Genomic DNA, 15682 nt, shown 5'->3' on the forward strand with positions numbered 1-15682 from the left:
ATGAAAAGTTCCCCATTTATTAAGTCGGGCATTAAATTATCCGTCATGTCGAGACTAAACGAAAATTCATTTTGAGCTTTTGAATGTTGTAGAATAATATTTTCTTTAATTCCTTCAGGTAATACTTGGTACGTAATATCAACAAATGGATAAATCTTTTTGTAAGTTATTGATTGATTTGATGTTTGGATGATGGGTTGGGAAGCGTGTAGAGGTTTCATATCCACTTTATATGGTCCAAGTTCTAATCGATTTAACACTTGATTGTCTTGAAAAAGTGAAAACCAACTCGACTACTTGTTGGATTGATTTTTATACTATCCACTATTTTCAAATGTATTATTAGTTTTGAAAAATAGAAGATATTAGGATATAAAAATAGCGGGAACATAGTCCCCACCATCTTTTTTATAAATTATCTTGGTCAGTTAAAATAACTGGACCATCTTTTGTAATTGCAATGGTATGCTCATATTGAGCAGAAAGTTTTCCGTCAATGGTGCGGGCCGTCCATTTGTTATCATCCATTGTACTTTTCCATTCACCAACGTTAACCATTGGCTCGATTGTGATGACCATACCTTCTTTAAGTCTTGTGCCTTTTCCAGGTTGACCATAATGAAGAATCATCGGTTCCTCGTGGATCGTTGGGCCAATGCCATGTCCTGTAAATTCACGAACAACCGAGAAGCCTTCCCCTTCAACATACTTTTGAATGGCATGACCAATGTCTCCAACCCGATTTCCAACAACTGCTTGTTCGATTCCAAGGTAAAGGGCTTTTTTAGTTACATCAAGCAATTTTGTTGTTTCTTCTGTTGCCTCGCCCACTTGATATGTCCAAGCCGAATCCGCAAGTGCTCCATTTAAATTTACAACCATATCAATGGTTACAATATCACCATTTTTTAATGGTTCATTTCTCGGAAAGCCATGGCAAATTTCATCATTAACTGATGCGCAGGTTGCAAATTGGTAGCCTTGATACCCTTTTTGTTCAGGTGTAGCACCGTGCTTTGCAAGAAAATCTTCAACAAAACTATCTATTTCACTCGTTGTAATTCCCGGTTTAATCATGTTTGCAATTTCAAGGTGGACTTTCGCTAATAATTTTCCAGCCTCATGCATTAATTCAATTTCTCTTTGTGATTTTAAAGTAATCATTGTATGCCTCTTTTCAATATTATTTCTAATATTACTATTTTAATCTAAAAATCCTTTGTAATCCATATATCCATATTATGCAAATTACAAAGGTGCTCTATTATTATTTTGTGACTACTTCCCCAGTCCACTCATTCATGCCCCCGGTCATATTATAAATTTGCTTCATTCCATTTTGCACTAAGATTTCACTAGCTTGAGCGGAACGATTTCCGGAACGGCAGACAATTAAGTACTGCTCATCTTCGGAAAATTCATTTAGACGTGACTCCATTTCCTGTAGCGGAATTAAATTTGCATCAGGAATATGGCCCTCTTCATATTCTTGCGGAGTTCGCACGTCAATAACTGTGATCCCTTGTTCAATCAGCTTTTCCGCCTCATTTACATCAACATTAGTATACGCGCCTTCTTCAACGCTTTCTGCATTTCGTGGAGGCTGTGATGATGTTTCTGTTTGAGTATTTCCTGCTCCGGAACAACCGGCTGTTGTGATGGCTGCTGCCAGAACGAATATAGTTAGTAATTTCTTCATAAAAAGTCTCCTTTTGTTTTGCTGTACAACTTTAATTTTACACGATAATAGTAATACGAATATAAGTATTTTTCACTATCACTGTTGTTTCTCGGTGAATTATGTTAACATTTGACGTGATACTCATGAGGGAGTGATTGCTCTTGAGCCTTAATCTTGATGATGTAAAAAAGGCATTTTTAGACTGTGAATTTCCTTTTTATAAAAGTTTGGAAGTAGAAGAAAATAAAGCTGTGTGTACTTTATACAGTATAAAGTCCGATTTTTATTCTACCATTATGATGGAACTTTCCAGCTACGAAAAGCTCATTCACCAAATATCAATCGAACTAATTAAATTTAGATCAAATGAAATGCTAATAAATCAGACTGCTCAGACGCAAGCAGAATCAATCGCAATTCATCTTGATTAATTTAAAATTTACAAACGATGTCACTACTGTTATAGTGAAAATGTAAGGGGAGCTAAGGGAACTTGGCTGAGAGGATACTAGTACGTATCGACCCGTTTAACCTGATCTGGGTAATGCCAGCGTAGGAATGAACATTTACTTTGAATGTTTTCATACTTTTTACGCTTTTAGCTGGCTACCCTGTGGGTAGCTTTTTTTATTTTATTTTTTTGGGGAGGATTTTTACTTATGAAGAGGAGTAAAACGTTATTTTTAGTCGAAGTTGCCTTATTTTCAGCATTGGCTTATGTTTTTGATTTATTAGCAAATATGGTTTCATTAAGAATTTGGCCACAAGGTGGTTCTATCTCCATTGCCATGGTTCCCGTTTTCCTAATTGCTTTCAGATGGGGGATTAAAGGTGGCATGCTTTCAGGTCTCTTACTTGGTGGGCTTCAGGTTTTAACTGGGCAAGCGTATATTGTACACCCTATCCAAGGTCTATTAGATTACTTCATTGCTTTTATCGTTATTGGACTCGCTGGTGTGTTCATGAAACAAATACAGCATGCTATTAATGAGCACTCAAAAAGTAAAGTTACTGCCTATGTTATTGCCGGAACACTATTAGGAAGCGTTTTGCGGTATGTAGCCCATGTTATCGGCGGGATTGTCTTCTTCGGTGAATACGCACCATCAGGAACTCCTGTAGCCCTATACTCACTTTTATATAATGGCACTTATATGCTTCCAGCCTTTATTTTAAGTGCAATTTTTGTGTCATTGCTTATTAACACTGCTCCGAAGTATTTCGATGTTACAAATGCAAAGTTCAATTATTAATTATGCTTGCTTGGTAATGGCCGTCCCCTTGGGGATGGCTGTTTTGTTTTGGTGCCCCCTCCCTCCCATTATGGTAAAATATTCTACATAGAGAAAATAAATTTGAGGGAGGGTTTATTTATGTTAGAAGATTCAAGCTTTGCCATACGTCCTGATTCTACAAAGAACCTGACGAAGATTAAGTATTTCGATATTGGGTCGCTCCTCACTTTGCAGCAAAACGAATCAATATTCACTTTTCACTGTCAACACGGATTTGTTAGTTTACTTTTTTATAGCGATGATATTGTAAGAATAATCATGGACCCTTCTTCAGAGCCTTCCTTAAAGAGCAGTGTTGCTTTGGTTAAACAGCCAGATCCTGTAAAAGTCCAACTAGAAGAGCTTGATGAAAAGATCATCATAGCGTCGCCTAAACTTACTGTCGAGCTTCAAAAATCACCGCTGCGTGTTTGCGTCAAAGATAAAAATGAAAATATCCTTGTTACCGAATCCAATTTGGGAATGGGGTATACAAGTACGAATGCTGTATTTTGTTTTAAAGATATGGATGCGGATGACCATTTTTACGGTTTTGGTGAAAAAACGGGTTTTCTTGATAAGCGGGGAGAAAAAATGACGATGTGGAATTCAGATGTCTATGCCCCGCACAATCCTGAAACTGATGCGTTATATCAATCAATTCCCTACTTCATGACTATAAGAGACGGGAAAGCCCACGGGATTTTCTTTGATAATACATTTAAAACAACATTTGACTTCAAATCAAACAATGGTGCTTATTCATTTTTAGCCGAGGATGGGCAGCTTGATTATTACATTTTGGCAGGTCCATCGCCTAAAGATGTGATCGAGCAGTATACCGATTTAACAGGGCGGATGCCTCTTCCTCCTAAATGGGCACTAGGCTACCATCAGTCCAAATATAGCTATAAATCGGAGCAAGAAGTTAGAGAGCTTGCCAGTAAATTTGCCGAAAAGCAAATCCCAATTGATGCGATTTATTTAGATATTCATTATATGCACGGCTATCGAGTTTTTACGTTCGATCGTGCTGCCTTTCCAGATCCAAAACAACTCATACATGATTTAAAACAAGAAGGTATCCATGTTGTACCAATCGTTGACCCAGGTGTCAAACAGGAGCCAAATTACCATATTTATAAAGAGGGAGTCCTCGAAAACCATTTCTGTAAGTACCTGGAAGGCGATCTTTACCTCGATGAAGTTTGGCCGGGAATAAGTGCCTTTCCTGATTTCACAAATACTGAAACGCAAAAATGGTGGGGGGAAAAGCATTCCTTTTACACCGATTTAGGAATTGAAGGAATTTGGAATGATATGAATGAACCTGCTGTTTTTAACAAAACAAAAACGATGGATCTTGATGTGATTCACAATAATGATGGTGACTTAAAAACTCATCATGAACTTCACAATGTATATGGTTTATTAATGGGAAAGGCCACATATGAGGGCTTAGAGCAGCAGCTAAATGGCAAGCGGCCCTTCCTGCTCACCCGTGCAGGCTTTGCCGGCATCCAACGATATGCAGCTGTTTGGACAGGTGACAATCGGAGCTTTTGGGAGCATCTAGAAATGTCGTTGCCAATGTTGATGAATCTTGGCGTATCAGGGATCCCATTTTGCGGACCTGATGTTGGCGGCTTTGCCCATGACTCGAACGGGCAATTATTAACGAGATGGATGCAGGTTGGCACTTTTACACCTTTTTTCCGAAATCATAATGCTCTCGATACAGTAAGGCAGGAGCCATGGTCATTTGGTGAAAAATATGAAAAAATTATAAAAAAATATATCCATCTTCGTTATCAGTGGCTTCCTCATCTTTACACTTTATTCATGGAAGCAAGCCAATCCGGTATACCTGTGATGCGTCCGTTATTTTTAGAATATCCAAATGACTCAAAGACAACCAATCTCTCAGATCAATTTTTAATCGGGGAGAATGCCCTCATTGCCCCTATTATGAAGCCTGACACATATCACCGCGTCGTTTATTTACCGGAAGGGGATTGGGTCAATTACTGGACAGATAAAGTTATTCAAGGTGGAACCTATATCCTTGTTGAAGCTGACCTGGAAATACTGCCGATTTTTATAAAAAAAGGATCAATGATAGCTCATGGAGCGATCAAGTACTCAACAATGGCACCGGAAACCAATATGGAAATTCATCTCTACCCTAATGAAAACGAAGACATCACTTACACGTTATATGATGACGATGGGGAAACATTTGCAAATGAAAAAGGTGAATATTTTCTTAAAAAAATAACATGTCAACAAACGGGGTCCGATATTCAGCTATCAATTAAAAATGAGCATTCTTCATATAAACCTAACTGGAACGAGTGGACACTTGTAATTCATCTTTTAAAAGAACCGCCAAAAGTATTTGTTAATAATGAAGAGATCACAAATGATCGGCTCGCATTTAATAAGGAAAAACATACATTTTCAATAAAATTTTATGAATAGTTTGTGAACTGGCCCCTTTTTAGGGCCTTTTTTCATTGTCTTTGTGATGTGCGTCACACCTCACCACCATTCTTAGGCTTACAATGAAAAAAAATTTGCCATATGGAGGGTTTTAGATGCTTAATACTTCTACCCTAAAAAGAAAGATTAAAAGAAAACCAATACAGTGGACACGGCATTCTGTTCAAATAGGATTCTCCCTTTTCCTTTTATTTGTGGGCTGGCAATTCTATCAATTTTATGCCCATTTTGAATCACTAGGTGCAACTCCATATGTTGAAAAGCCACCGGCTGTTGAAGGATTTTTGCCGATTGGTTCATTAGTAGCCTTAAAGGTTTGGATCACAACGGGTGAGTTCGATTTTATCCACCCGGCCGGATTAATTCTTTTCACTTTTTTGATTTTATCTGGTTTCCTTTTTCGAAAAGCGTTCTGCGGCTGGCTGTGCCCTGTCGGAACAGTAAGTGAGTTTCTTGGAATATTCGGTAGAAAAATAATGAAAAAGAAAATTAACCCACCCAAGTGGTTAAGATGGATCTTATATTCGATCAAATACTTACTGTTAGTTGTATTTTTAAAAGTAATCATTGTTGACATGTCTATTCCGGCTTCTAAGGATTTTTTATACTCTCCTTATAACAAAGTAGCTGATGTTAAAATGATGCTTTTTTTCCTAGATCTCAGCGCTGTCGCCATTAAAGTATTGCTCGTTCTTGCACTGCTAGGAATTTTCATCCAAAACTTTTGGTGCCGTTATTTATGCCCTTATGGTGCGCTTATTGGCCTAGGTTCGCTATTCCGAATTACAAAGATTAAAAGAAATGAATCTACTTGTATTGACTGCAACCAATGTACGAGAGTTTGCCCACAAGGAATTAGTGTTGCCAAGTTAAAAGCGGTCACAACACCGGAATGTACATCTTGTTTATCGTGTATTGAAGCCTGTCCTGTTAAAGATACCCTAAGTATGACGGTAGCGGGCAAAAAGGTAAACAAATGGGCTGTACCAACATCATTTCTAGTATTATTTACTATAGTCATTATTGTTGCAAAAGCTACGGGATATTGGGATTCAACCATTACATATGAAGAATTTCAGGAATTAATCCCTATCGTAAATTATTTAAGCCATTAGGAAAAGCGGAAGCGCCCGTTTAGCGAAGTTTACGAGTCGCTGGGCGCTGGAGCTAGACAAAAAAAGACCCAAAGGGGTCTTTTTTCCACTATTCTACATTCACCGTAATCAAACAAATATCATCCTTTAACGTTTTCCCATTGACGAACTTCTTTTTAATTTCCTCTATTAATTGGAGATTGTCCGGTTCACTAACAATTATATTCTCTATTCTATTTATAGCTTCATTTATTTCCGGATTGATTAACTCAATCAGACCATCTGTGTACAACATTATCGTGGATGGTTCATTATAATGAATTAATTGTTTATCAACCTTTAAATTGGGGAATATCCCCAATATGATACTGCCTTCGTCCATTCTTTTCATCGTTTTCTGATCTAAAAATAATAAACCAGACGGATGGCCAGCATTCACATATTCAATCGTTTTTAACTCCGTATCAATCACCATATAAATGGCAGTCGCATACGTAGATTGATGGGTTGAATTAAATAAAGAAAAAATATGATGATTCAGCTCTTTAATAACCTCTATTGGTTCAGAAATACTTGTAATTAAACCTTTCAGCAAAGAACGAATCGACATGCTTATTAACGCTGCAGATACACCGTGACCCATGACATCGATCAAGATAACCCCATATTTATTAGGTGATATTTCAAACCAGCTATACATATCTCCTGATAATGATTCAGAGGATTGGTAGTAAGCCTGAATATTAATTTTTTCTAATTGAATAGGTTCCGACAGGACACTTGTTTGAACCTTTTTCGCCAACTCAAGTTCCCTTTTTACCCTTTGTTCTTCAGCCAAAATGATTTCATATGCTTGCCCTAAGTCAATCGCATTTGCAATAAAGTTGGCCAACGTCTGCATTAACTCTAAATCGTTTTTATCAAACTTGTGCGGTGAAGGGTCTACCGCGCATAAAGTTCCGAACATTGTATTGTCTTCCAGAATAATAGGTACTCCTAAATAGGAGCCAATATTGGCTGTATAAGTAACATCCAGCTTTTTAACAATTGGATGTTTCGACGTATCCTCAATGATTAACGGCTCCCGGCCGTGGCTAAATATAATATTTCAATACGATTTCTGTATCGGAACAGTTCTTCCCTCGCTTAAAGTACAGCCATCATTCTTACTAAAAACTTTCAGAATAGAAAACGACTCCTCTGTTGTTCTACCAACAAAAAAAGTCCGTACTTTTATAGATTGATTTAATAATTCAAAGGCATGGACTGTCGCTTCGTTAAATTTCCTTGAAATTTTATCAAGTGACTTTGAAGTATTCATAAAGCTAACCCTCCTTCCATCCTCTCATTGCTATTTTTTATTATAGCAACATTATTAACTTTCCGTGCAATGATTTTATTTTACAAAAATATTAAACAGTTATATTTCAAAAAGTGTGAGGGTATACCTTTAACATATTAATCAATGAATACATTAGCACAAATGGGATGTCATACCTATAAAGATGTAAGGAGATTTTTTATGAAACACACAGTTTAACGGGGGAAACGCTTAGTTCAATTGGGAAGGCAGTTTCGCATGGCTGTATCAGGATGTACAATCATGATGTCGAGAAGCTTTCACGGATTATACCGATCGGCACACCTGTTTTATAAGACCGAGTTAATCGAAGAGATTGCGGCCACACAAAAAGCTCCCACTATAGGGAGCCCCTTACCTTCACTTTTCCGTCATAAATCCGGTACAATACAAATGCAACAACGGAAATCAATGCACCAGAAATATACGGCAAATCAATCATAGTTTCATATAGCAGCCCAGCGAGTGGCGGACCCAGAATGCGCCCCAGTGATTCAAAGGAGGAAAGCACTCCGGTTACACTGCCATGCCCACTTGTATTAATTTTGGTTAATAAAGATGATACACTTGGGCGAATGACGCCATTTCCTAGACCAAAAATAGTTAAAAAGAGTGCTGCTGTAAAAAAATCTTTTATTAATAAAATTAAACCAAAGCCAATGATGGAAACGATAATCCCGGCCTGAATGACCTTACCTTCTCCAAACTTTTTAATAAATCGCCCAACTAAACCACCTTGTACGGCAGCTCCTGCAAAACCCATTATCATGAAAATATAACCTAGATTAACTGTATCAATCCCAGCACGTGCAGCTGCATAGTAAGCAAATGTTGCTTCTAGTCCCGCTAATGAAAATGAAATAAAAAATGAGAGAAAATAAAGAATACCCATAGTCCCCTTAACGGTACCCCAAGGTGTTGCTGCATTTCTTCTTCGTGCAAGTTCTCTTTCTTCTCTTGACAATGATTCCTTTAAAACAAATAACACAAAAACAAATGTAATTAACGATACAATGCCGGCAATCCAAAAGGGCGTATTTAAACTGACTTTTGAAAACAGCCCGCCAATAGCTGGTCCAAATATAAAACCAAGCCCCACGGCTGCGCCAATAATCCCCATTCCCTTTCCACGATCTTCGGGAGTAGTTACATCAGCAACGTAAGCCATCGATGTTGGCATATTGGCAGAGGATAAAATTCCACCTATTATTCTTGCTGCAAAAAGCATCCATAACTCTGTAGAAATGGCGAATAAGAAAAAGGAAAGAGCCAGTCCTGCTATCCCAATTAATAAAACTGGTTTTCGCCCAATTCGGTCTGAAATTCGGCCCCACATCGGCGCAAATAATAGCTGCATCAAAGAATAAACAGCCATTAACCAGCCTAATTCGGTTGGCGAAGCCCCAATCTCTTCTGCAAAAAATGGAAGCACAGGGATAATGATCCCGAAGCCTACCATTACTAAAAACATAATAATAAATAGAAGCAATAATGCCTTTTTGTTTCCCAAAATTGGTCCTCCGTTTCACACAAAAAATGTTCATAACCAATATCATATATTATTTGCCAATTAATTTCTATTTTTTAGGCCATATTAATGAATGAAAAAAGTGGGACACAGTTCCCGACCCTGTGGGACCCTGTGGCACAGACCCTGTGGCACAAAAAGCGGGACGAAGAACCCGACCCCGCGGCTGACCCCGTGGTCCATTAAAAATGTTATTTCGGTAAAACAAACCACTTGAATTTCTTACATAAAACGAATATTATTAGACAGGTGCGTCTAAAATGTTCGTCTCTTGGAGGTTTTACGATTGTTTAAATTAAAAGAAAATCATACAAATGTAAAAACGGAAATCCTAGCAGGGATTACTACTTTCTTAACAATGGTCTATGTTGTTATTGTAAACCCAATCATATTATCGGATGCAGGTGTTCCCTTTGAACAAGTTTTTGCGGCAACGATCATTGCCACCGTCATCGGTACGTTATGGATGGGACTAGCAGCAAACTATCCTATTGGAATCGCACCCGGTATGGGGTTAAACGCCTATTTTGCTTACTCAGTTGTTGGTGCACATACTGAAATTACATATCAAACTGCTTTTGCAGCCGTTTTTGTTGCAGGTATACTTTTCATCATTCTTTCTTTAACACCTTTCCGACAAAAATTAATCGAAGCTATACCGGAAAATTTAAAGCACGGGATCACAGCCGGAATAGGTCTATTCATTGCTTTTATCGGCCTAAGAATGACAGGTATAATTGCAGATCACCCTTCAAATTTAGTTGCACTTGGTGATCTTCATTCTCCATCAGCAATTTTAGCGCTTATTGGTTTAGCAATTACTTTAATCTTATTAGCATTAAATGTGAATGGAGCACTGTTTATCGGAATGATCGCTACTGGGATCATTGCCTATTTTTCAGGACATCTTTCTTTTGATCAAGGATTTGTATCGATGCCATCTCTACCTGAAGGGCTCATCATAGTGAATCCTATTGACGCCTTTCTCGATGTAATCCATTATGGCCTTTATGCAGTAGTCTTTTCATTTTTGCTTGTTACGATTTTCGATACAACAGGAACGATGGTTGGTGTTGCCGAGCAGGCCGGTTTAATGAAAGGAAATACACTGCCAAGGGCTAGACAAGCTTTATTAGCCGACTCCATCGCTACAACCGCAGGGGCTGTGTTTGGAACTAGTCCAACAAGTGCCTATATTGAGTCATCATCAGGTGTTGCGGCTGGTGGTAGAACTGGTCTAACATCCGTAACCGTAGCGATCCTATTTATTATTGCAGCCTTTTTCGGTCCATTAGTTGGTGCCGTTTCAGGTCTATCAGCCATTACTGCTCCTGCGCTTATCATTGTAGGTAGTTTAATGATAGGCAGCGTTGCTAACATTAAATGGAATGAAATTGACGAAGCGTTTCCTGCATTCTTAATTATTTTAAGCATGCCATTAACTTCAAGTATTGCGACAGGAATAGCGTTAGGCTTTATTTCCTATCCGTTAATGAAAATTGTTAAAGGTAAATGGAGTGAAGTTCATCCATTGGTTTATTTATTCGCTGTCTTATTCTTCTTCCAACTTGCTTATCTACCTCATTAATATTTAAAGAAAAAGCCAACTTTCCGCAAAAAGTGGGCTTTTTCCTATATCGGAATCACTACTTTAATTTTTGTCCCTACATTTTCAATTGATTCAATTTCCAGCGTTCCTTTTAATAGACTGGCTCTCTCTTTCATGCTATATAATCCAATCCCTTTCTGCCACTTGGAATCATTATATTCATGAATATTAAACCCTTTCCCTTCATCAATAATTTGAAGTTCAACGCTATTTATATTATTTATGATTCGAACGATGATCTTTTCTGTTTCAGCATATTTAGCTGCATTATTTAACGCCTCTTGAAAAATGCGATAAAGCTCGGTTTCGATCTCTGGTGAATATCTTTGCTTTTTGCCGCTAAACTCTAATTCTACTCTTATCCCAAACTTTGACTCATATCTTTGAATATGTATACGGATAGCCGAGAATAGACCGAGATTATCAAGCGAGTTCGGTCGCAGTTGGAACGCAATTGATTTTACTTCATCCATCGATTGGCTCGTTAATTCCTCTAAATGTTTTAGTTGATGAACGATTCTATCATCCACACCTAATTGTTTTAATACTTTTAGAGAAGCGAGGATATTGTATAAAGATTGTCCCACCCCATCATGCAAATGTTGTGAAACTCTCATACGTTCTTCTTCCTGCGCCAATAATATACTTGAAGTTACTTTACTTTCTTGCTCTTTTAATTTCTCTTCTGCGAATTGCCGCTCTAGTTCAGCCTTCTCTTTGTCTTCGAAAATTGCTCTAAACTGCGGGAAAAAGATTCCCCTAAATAAATAAAAATAGCCTAACACTTTAAATATATGTCCCAACAAGTTATCGATATCATATACATTTCGATAAAGTGTAAATACTAGTTCAGCAATTAATATAAAAATAATACCAGTAAAAGTGGTTAAATCATTACGGTTTCTATTCAGCAAATATTGTCTAAATATAATAACTAAAGTCGTAAAGTGAATCATACTAATTATATATTCTATTATTATCTTAGTATTAGTTACGCCAGCTCCTTCTTTAACCAACACTGGAAAGTGCCCTTCATACTTCAAAATCGAGAAGATTAATAGTAGGACAAGTAGAATTGTTATTCCTATTTTTGTGTTTTTCCATTTTTCTGTTATTTCTTCATCTTTTTGTTTTACTATATAATAGCCCATTCCAATACTTTCAATTAATCTTCCTGTTATCCAAAACCATGTTGCAGCTTGAAGAGTATTATCGAATTGAAAAAAAGGCATTCCTTTATAAGATAATGTATGTAGTAAATCTATTGAGCCTACCGCAAAAAAGATTAAACTTAAATTCAATTTCTGGGAGGAATGTGTATGTTGGAATGTTAGCCATCCATGGAAAAAGATTGAATATGAAACAAAAATACTAAAAAGCTCAAACATAGTATGTGAAATTAAATAATATGAAGGATCATATATCGATGAAATCGTAATGTGTAACACTCTTGTCAGTACAAACGCGAATAATGCAACAATTACTATAATACATGTTCTTATTTCAAATTTATTAAGCAAAACCTAATCACTCCCCCCTTTCCTCCGTACCTTCATTATTTGCTAGTCGCCCCATAATTTTACTTGAAACCTTTTTATTTTTCAATTTCCAACTAAAAACACACCAAAAAATGTCAGGAAATAGTTCCTGACATTTTTATTTATTACCTTCACTTTTCATCAATAATAAATCGATAAATAACTGACAATTTAAATTAAAATCGGAAAAATCGATATTAGTATATTCTCCGATTTGCTTTAAGCGATAATTAAGTGTATTGGGATGAATAAACAATTGCTCTGCTGTTGGCTTTGATTTGCAATTATTCTTTAAATAGACCTCCAGCGTTTTTAAAAGTTCGGTTTGATTCTCATTATCTTTTTGTTTTAATTTTTCTAATTTTGGGTTCACATAATGAACTTCCTTATTATGCTCTGCAAGTGCTTGAATATACCGATAAACTCCGAGGTTCTCATATTCAAAAGAAAGATATTCCCGTGTTCCAAGAAAAACGGCTGCCTTAATGACTTCTGATGATTCTAGAAAACTTTTCCGTAAAAGCGTTAATTGGTCATAAGCCGCACCGATTCCCGCAAATATTATTAAGGAATTCTGCTGTTCCAAACTTTTGATAACTCTATTAACTAACTCAATCCCCTGCTCATCTATTCTATCTTTCTGTGATCTTTCACCCAAAATAACGATAATCTTATTAGACTCAATTACAATTTCAGTCATACAATCCGTTACTTTTAGGTAGGATTGAACAGTATCTTTTAAAGATTCAAATTGCTCCTCATCATGATCCTTTAGCATAAAGATAATAGTTTTAAGTAATTGAGGAATCCTTATATTAAGTAATTCTGCTTCTTGTCTTATCTGTTTTTCATTTTTTGATTGTTCCTTCAATAATTGATGAAAGAACAGTACTTTTTTTTCATCTTTTTCACGTCTGACTTGATTTCTTTTGTAGAGAATCTTCCCAATATGGGAAGAAACCTCATGTAGAAATTCAATTTCTTCTTCGGTAAGAGGCCCATCAATCTCCTGAACCCACATATACCCCATGATTTCATTTTTATATTTCGTGCTTGTCACGACCCGATGGTTTAAACCGATTTCCTCAATCTTTTTAACGCGAAACGGTATGATAATAGATTTCAACTGCTCAATAATGCCCGTTTCAATAAACTTTTCTAGAATGGGAACTGGACATTTTTTTGATAAAATTGTTTGTTGGTTAGCCTGATCGAAGTCATTTATATAATAGGAGCTATAGGATAGCAGAAAAAACTGATCATCCTCTAAAATTACTGGTCTCTTTAGTGTATGGCTGACATACTCAATGATTTTATGGATTTCAGTAAGTGATAGTGCCTTTTCTAAGTAGCCCTGCATTTTCCAGCCTCCTTCATGCACAAAACAAAATTAGTCAAACTTAGACTAACTTCATCATATCACAAACCATATAAAAAAAGAGATAAGAAATGATTCTTATCTCCGAAAAATGCTCTTCAATCTATTTTTATTTAGGCTCTTTAACTGCCTTTTCAAGTTGTTCAAAATGTTCCTCAACTAAGCCTGTAGGTTTTGCGGTCATTAAGCTGACAACATATACCGCTAATAAACTTAACGCAAAACCAGGGATCATTTCATAGAGTAAGTCTGATAACCCAGCGTTTGACCAAACGATTACTGTCACTGCCCCAACGATCATTCCTGCAAGAGCTCCCCATCTTGTCATACGCTTCCAATATAAGCTTAACAAAATGACAGGTCCAAACGAAGAACCAAATCCTGCCCATGCATAACCAACAAGGTTAAGGATTGTATCATTCTTTTGCCAAGCAAGAAATAAAGCAATAACAGAAACTAATAATACTGATAGCCGACCGATTGATACCAATTCTTTATCTGATGCTGAGCGTCGGAAAAATGTTTTATACAAATCTTCTGTTAAAGAACTTGATGTTACAAGTAGTTGTGAAGAAATTGTACTCATAATGGCTGCAAGAATTGCTGAAATTAAGAAACCTGTAATGATTGGATGGAATAAAATATTTCCTAGCATAATGAAAATCGTTTCTGGATCGTCTAGTTTCATCCCATTTATTGAATAATAAGAAAGACCAATTAAACCTGTGAACATTGCACCGCCTACAGAGAAAACCATCCAGTTCATACCGATGCGGCGTGCTTTTTTAATTTCCGAAACATGGGTAATCGCCATAAAACGAACAATAATGTGAGGTTGTCCAAAATAACCAAGGCCCCATGCAAATAGTGACACAATTCCTAAGAAACTAGTTCCGGTAAAAATATTCAAAAGTGCTGGATCAATTGAACGAATCTCAGAGAATGATGTGCCAAATCCGCCAACTTCGATAATTGTTACAGCAGGTACAAGAATTAACGCTAGTACCATTATTAATCCTTGAACGGCATCAGTTAAACTTACAGCTAAGAAACCACCAAACAGTGTATAGGCAACAACAACGGCTGTGATGATAATTAAGCCGGTATGATAACTCATTCCAAAAGTACTCTCGAATAGTACTCCACCTGAAACCATGCCCGCTGATACGTAAAAGGTAAAAAAGATCATAATTACAAATCCAGAAATTAAACGGAGCAATCTTGATTTATCTTCAAAACGATTTTCTAAATAACCAGGAATCGTGATGGAATTATTGGCAATTTCAGTATAACTTCTTAATCTTGGAGCTACCCAAAGCCAGTTAGCCCAAGCACCTAAAGTTAGACCAATCGCAATCCAAGAAGCGCTTAATCCTGTTGCATACATTGCACCAGGTAGACCCATTAAAAGCCAACCACTCATGTCTGATGCTCCTGCACTAAGAGCTGTTACCATCGGACCAAGACCACGCCCACCAAGCATATAGTCTGATAAATTAGAAGTGCGTTTATAAGCGTAGTAGCCGATCCAAAGCATGCCGATCATGTATACGCTTACAGAGATTAGTAATTGAATGTTACCCATGGTTTTTTATACCTCCTCTTTTTTCTACATTTCGCTAATTTACGTAGCAATTTGTAGTATTCTGTAGGTTTTCTGAACTATCTTTATATTACACAAATTTTAATGATTTGTGAACATTTTTTTAATGAAGTTT

14 protein-coding genes, 1 pseudogene and 1 riboswitch are annotated in these 15682 nt (G+C 36.8%); of the genes and pseudogenes, 6 read left to right on the top strand and 9 right to left on the bottom strand.

Annotated elements, in window-relative coordinates:
* The 3 genes from BAZO_RS10625 to BAZO_RS10635 form a co-directional block, all read right to left on the bottom strand.
* On the bottom strand, positions 1 to 260 hold a 260-nt coding region (locus tag BAZO_RS10625; RefSeq protein WP_157382116.1), incomplete at its 3' end, for a hypothetical protein.
* A 148-nt stretch (positions 261 to 408) separates the two neighbouring features.
* On the bottom strand, positions 409 to 1164 hold the full coding sequence (gene map, locus BAZO_RS10630) for a type I methionyl aminopeptidase (protein WP_003331484.1): 756 nt from the start codon (positions 1162 to 1164) through the stop codon (positions 409 to 411).
* A 103-nt stretch (positions 1165 to 1267) separates the two neighbouring features.
* Positions 1268 to 1699, bottom strand: a complete 432-nt coding sequence (locus BAZO_RS10635) for a rhodanese-like domain-containing protein (RefSeq protein ID WP_003331485.1) — start codon at positions 1697 to 1699, stop codon at positions 1268 to 1270.
* A gap of 143 nt (positions 1700 to 1842) precedes the next feature.
* Here BAZO_RS10635 and BAZO_RS10640 point away from each other — a divergent pair, with 143 nt between their 5' ends.
* The 4 genes from BAZO_RS10640 to BAZO_RS10655 all read left to right on the top strand — a co-directional run bounded on the left by BAZO_RS10640 (position 1843) and on the right by BAZO_RS10655 (position 6572).
* Entirely contained in the window at positions 1843 to 2112 is a 270-nt protein-coding gene (locus tag BAZO_RS10640) for a hypothetical protein (protein ID WP_003331486.1), read from the top strand.
* Between the two features lie 35 nt (positions 2113 to 2147).
* A riboswitch (TPP riboswitch) is annotated at positions 2148 to 2257 on the top strand.
* Between the two features lie 83 nt (positions 2258 to 2340).
* Positions 2341 to 2934 (top strand): energy-coupled thiamine transporter ThiT, encoded by a 594-nt coding sequence (gene thiT, locus BAZO_RS10645; protein ID WP_003331487.1) that lies wholly within the window; start codon positions 2341 to 2343, stop codon positions 2932 to 2934.
* 120 nt (positions 2935 to 3054) lie between these two features.
* On the top strand, positions 3055 to 5436 hold the full coding sequence (locus BAZO_RS10650) for a glycoside hydrolase family 31 protein (protein WP_003331488.1): 2382 nt from the start codon (positions 3055 to 3057) through the stop codon (positions 5434 to 5436).
* A 116-nt stretch (positions 5437 to 5552) separates the two neighbouring features.
* Positions 5553 to 6572 carry a 4Fe-4S binding protein gene (locus BAZO_RS10655; protein WP_003331489.1) on the top strand — a complete coding sequence of 340 codons (1020 nt, stop codon included), beginning with the start codon at positions 5553 to 5555 and terminating at the stop codon, positions 6570 to 6572.
* An 88-nt stretch (positions 6573 to 6660) separates the two neighbouring features.
* On the opposite strand, the gene BAZO_RS10660 is transcribed toward BAZO_RS10655, so the two are convergent.
* Together BAZO_RS10660 and BAZO_RS10665 are read right to left on the bottom strand one after the other, a co-directional pair.
* Entirely contained in the window at positions 6661 to 7656 is a 996-nt protein-coding gene (locus BAZO_RS10660; RefSeq protein ID WP_157382117.1) for a SpoIIE family protein phosphatase, read from the bottom strand.
* A gap of 3 nt (positions 7657 to 7659) precedes the next feature.
* Positions 7660 to 7872 carry a hypothetical protein gene (locus tag BAZO_RS10665; protein ID WP_003331491.1) on the bottom strand — a complete coding sequence of 71 codons (213 nt, stop codon included), beginning with the start codon at positions 7870 to 7872 and terminating at the stop codon, positions 7660 to 7662.
* Between the two features lie 233 nt (positions 7873 to 8105).
* Between BAZO_RS10665 and BAZO_RS22420 the strand changes: the two are divergent.
* A pseudogene (locus tag BAZO_RS22420) lies at positions 8106 to 8207 on the top strand (L,D-transpeptidase); the annotation flags it as partial.
* 44 nt (positions 8208 to 8251) lie between these two features.
* On the opposite strand, the gene BAZO_RS10670 reads toward BAZO_RS22420, so the two are convergent.
* Positions 8252 to 9421 (bottom strand): tetracycline resistance MFS efflux pump, encoded by a 1170-nt coding sequence (locus BAZO_RS10670; protein ID WP_003331492.1) that lies wholly within the window; start codon positions 9419 to 9421, stop codon positions 8252 to 8254.
* 304 nt (positions 9422 to 9725) lie between these two features.
* Between BAZO_RS10670 and BAZO_RS10675 the strand changes: the two genes are divergently transcribed.
* A complete protein-coding gene (locus tag BAZO_RS10675) occupies positions 9726 to 11027 on the top strand; it encodes an NCS2 family permease (RefSeq protein WP_003331493.1) in 1302 nt (433 codons plus the stop codon).
* 44 nt (positions 11028 to 11071) lie between these two features.
* Here BAZO_RS10675 and BAZO_RS10680 read toward each other — a convergent pair whose 3' ends face one another.
* From BAZO_RS10680 to putP, 3 genes are all read right to left on the bottom strand, one after another.
* Complete coding sequence (locus tag BAZO_RS10680; RefSeq protein WP_003331494.1) at positions 11072 to 12568, bottom strand: sensor histidine kinase; 1497 nt, start codon at positions 12566 to 12568, stop codon at positions 11072 to 11074.
* 136 nt (positions 12569 to 12704) lie between these two features.
* Entirely contained in the window at positions 12705 to 13946 is a 1242-nt protein-coding gene (locus tag BAZO_RS10685; protein WP_003331495.1) for a PucR family transcriptional regulator, read from the bottom strand.
* A 127-nt stretch (positions 13947 to 14073) separates the two neighbouring features.
* Positions 14074 to 15549: a sodium/proline symporter PutP gene (gene putP / locus BAZO_RS10690; RefSeq protein WP_003331496.1), complete on the bottom strand. Its 1476-nt coding sequence runs from the start codon at positions 15547 to 15549 to the stop codon at positions 14074 to 14076.
* Between the last annotated feature and the right edge of the window lie 133 nt (positions 15550 to 15682).

Source organism: Schinkia azotoformans LMG 9581 (assembly GCF_000307855.1).
Lineage (GTDB): Bacteria > Bacillota > Bacilli > Bacillales > Bacillaceae_J > Schinkia > Schinkia azotoformans.

Excerpts from the sequence above, each read along its gene's own strand:
- map (WP_003331484.1), bottom strand. The coding sequence starts at position 1,164 with ATGATTACTTTAAAATCACAAAGAGAAATTGAATTAATGCATGAGGCT.
- putP (WP_003331496.1), bottom strand. The coding sequence starts at position 15,549 with ATGGGTAACATTCAATTACTAATCTCTGTAAGCGTATACATGATCGGC.
- BAZO_RS10685 (WP_003331495.1), bottom strand. The coding sequence starts at position 13,946 with ATGCAGGGCTACTTAGAAAAGGCACTATCACTTACTGAAATCCATAAA.
- thiT (WP_003331487.1), top strand. The coding sequence starts at position 2,341 with ATGAAGAGGAGTAAAACGTTATTTTTAGTCGAAGTTGCCTTATTTTCA.
- BAZO_RS10650 (WP_003331488.1), top strand. The coding sequence starts at position 3,055 with ATGTTAGAAGATTCAAGCTTTGCCATACGTCCTGATTCTACAAAGAAC.
- BAZO_RS10635 (WP_003331485.1), bottom strand. The coding sequence starts at position 1,699 with ATGAAGAAATTACTAACTATATTCGTTCTGGCAGCAGCCATCACAACA.
- BAZO_RS10655 (WP_003331489.1), top strand. The coding sequence starts at position 5,553 with ATGCTTAATACTTCTACCCTAAAAAGAAAGATTAAAAGAAAACCAATA.
- BAZO_RS10665 (WP_003331491.1), bottom strand. The coding sequence starts at position 7,872 with ATGAATACTTCAAAGTCACTTGATAAAATTTCAAGGAAATTTAACGAA.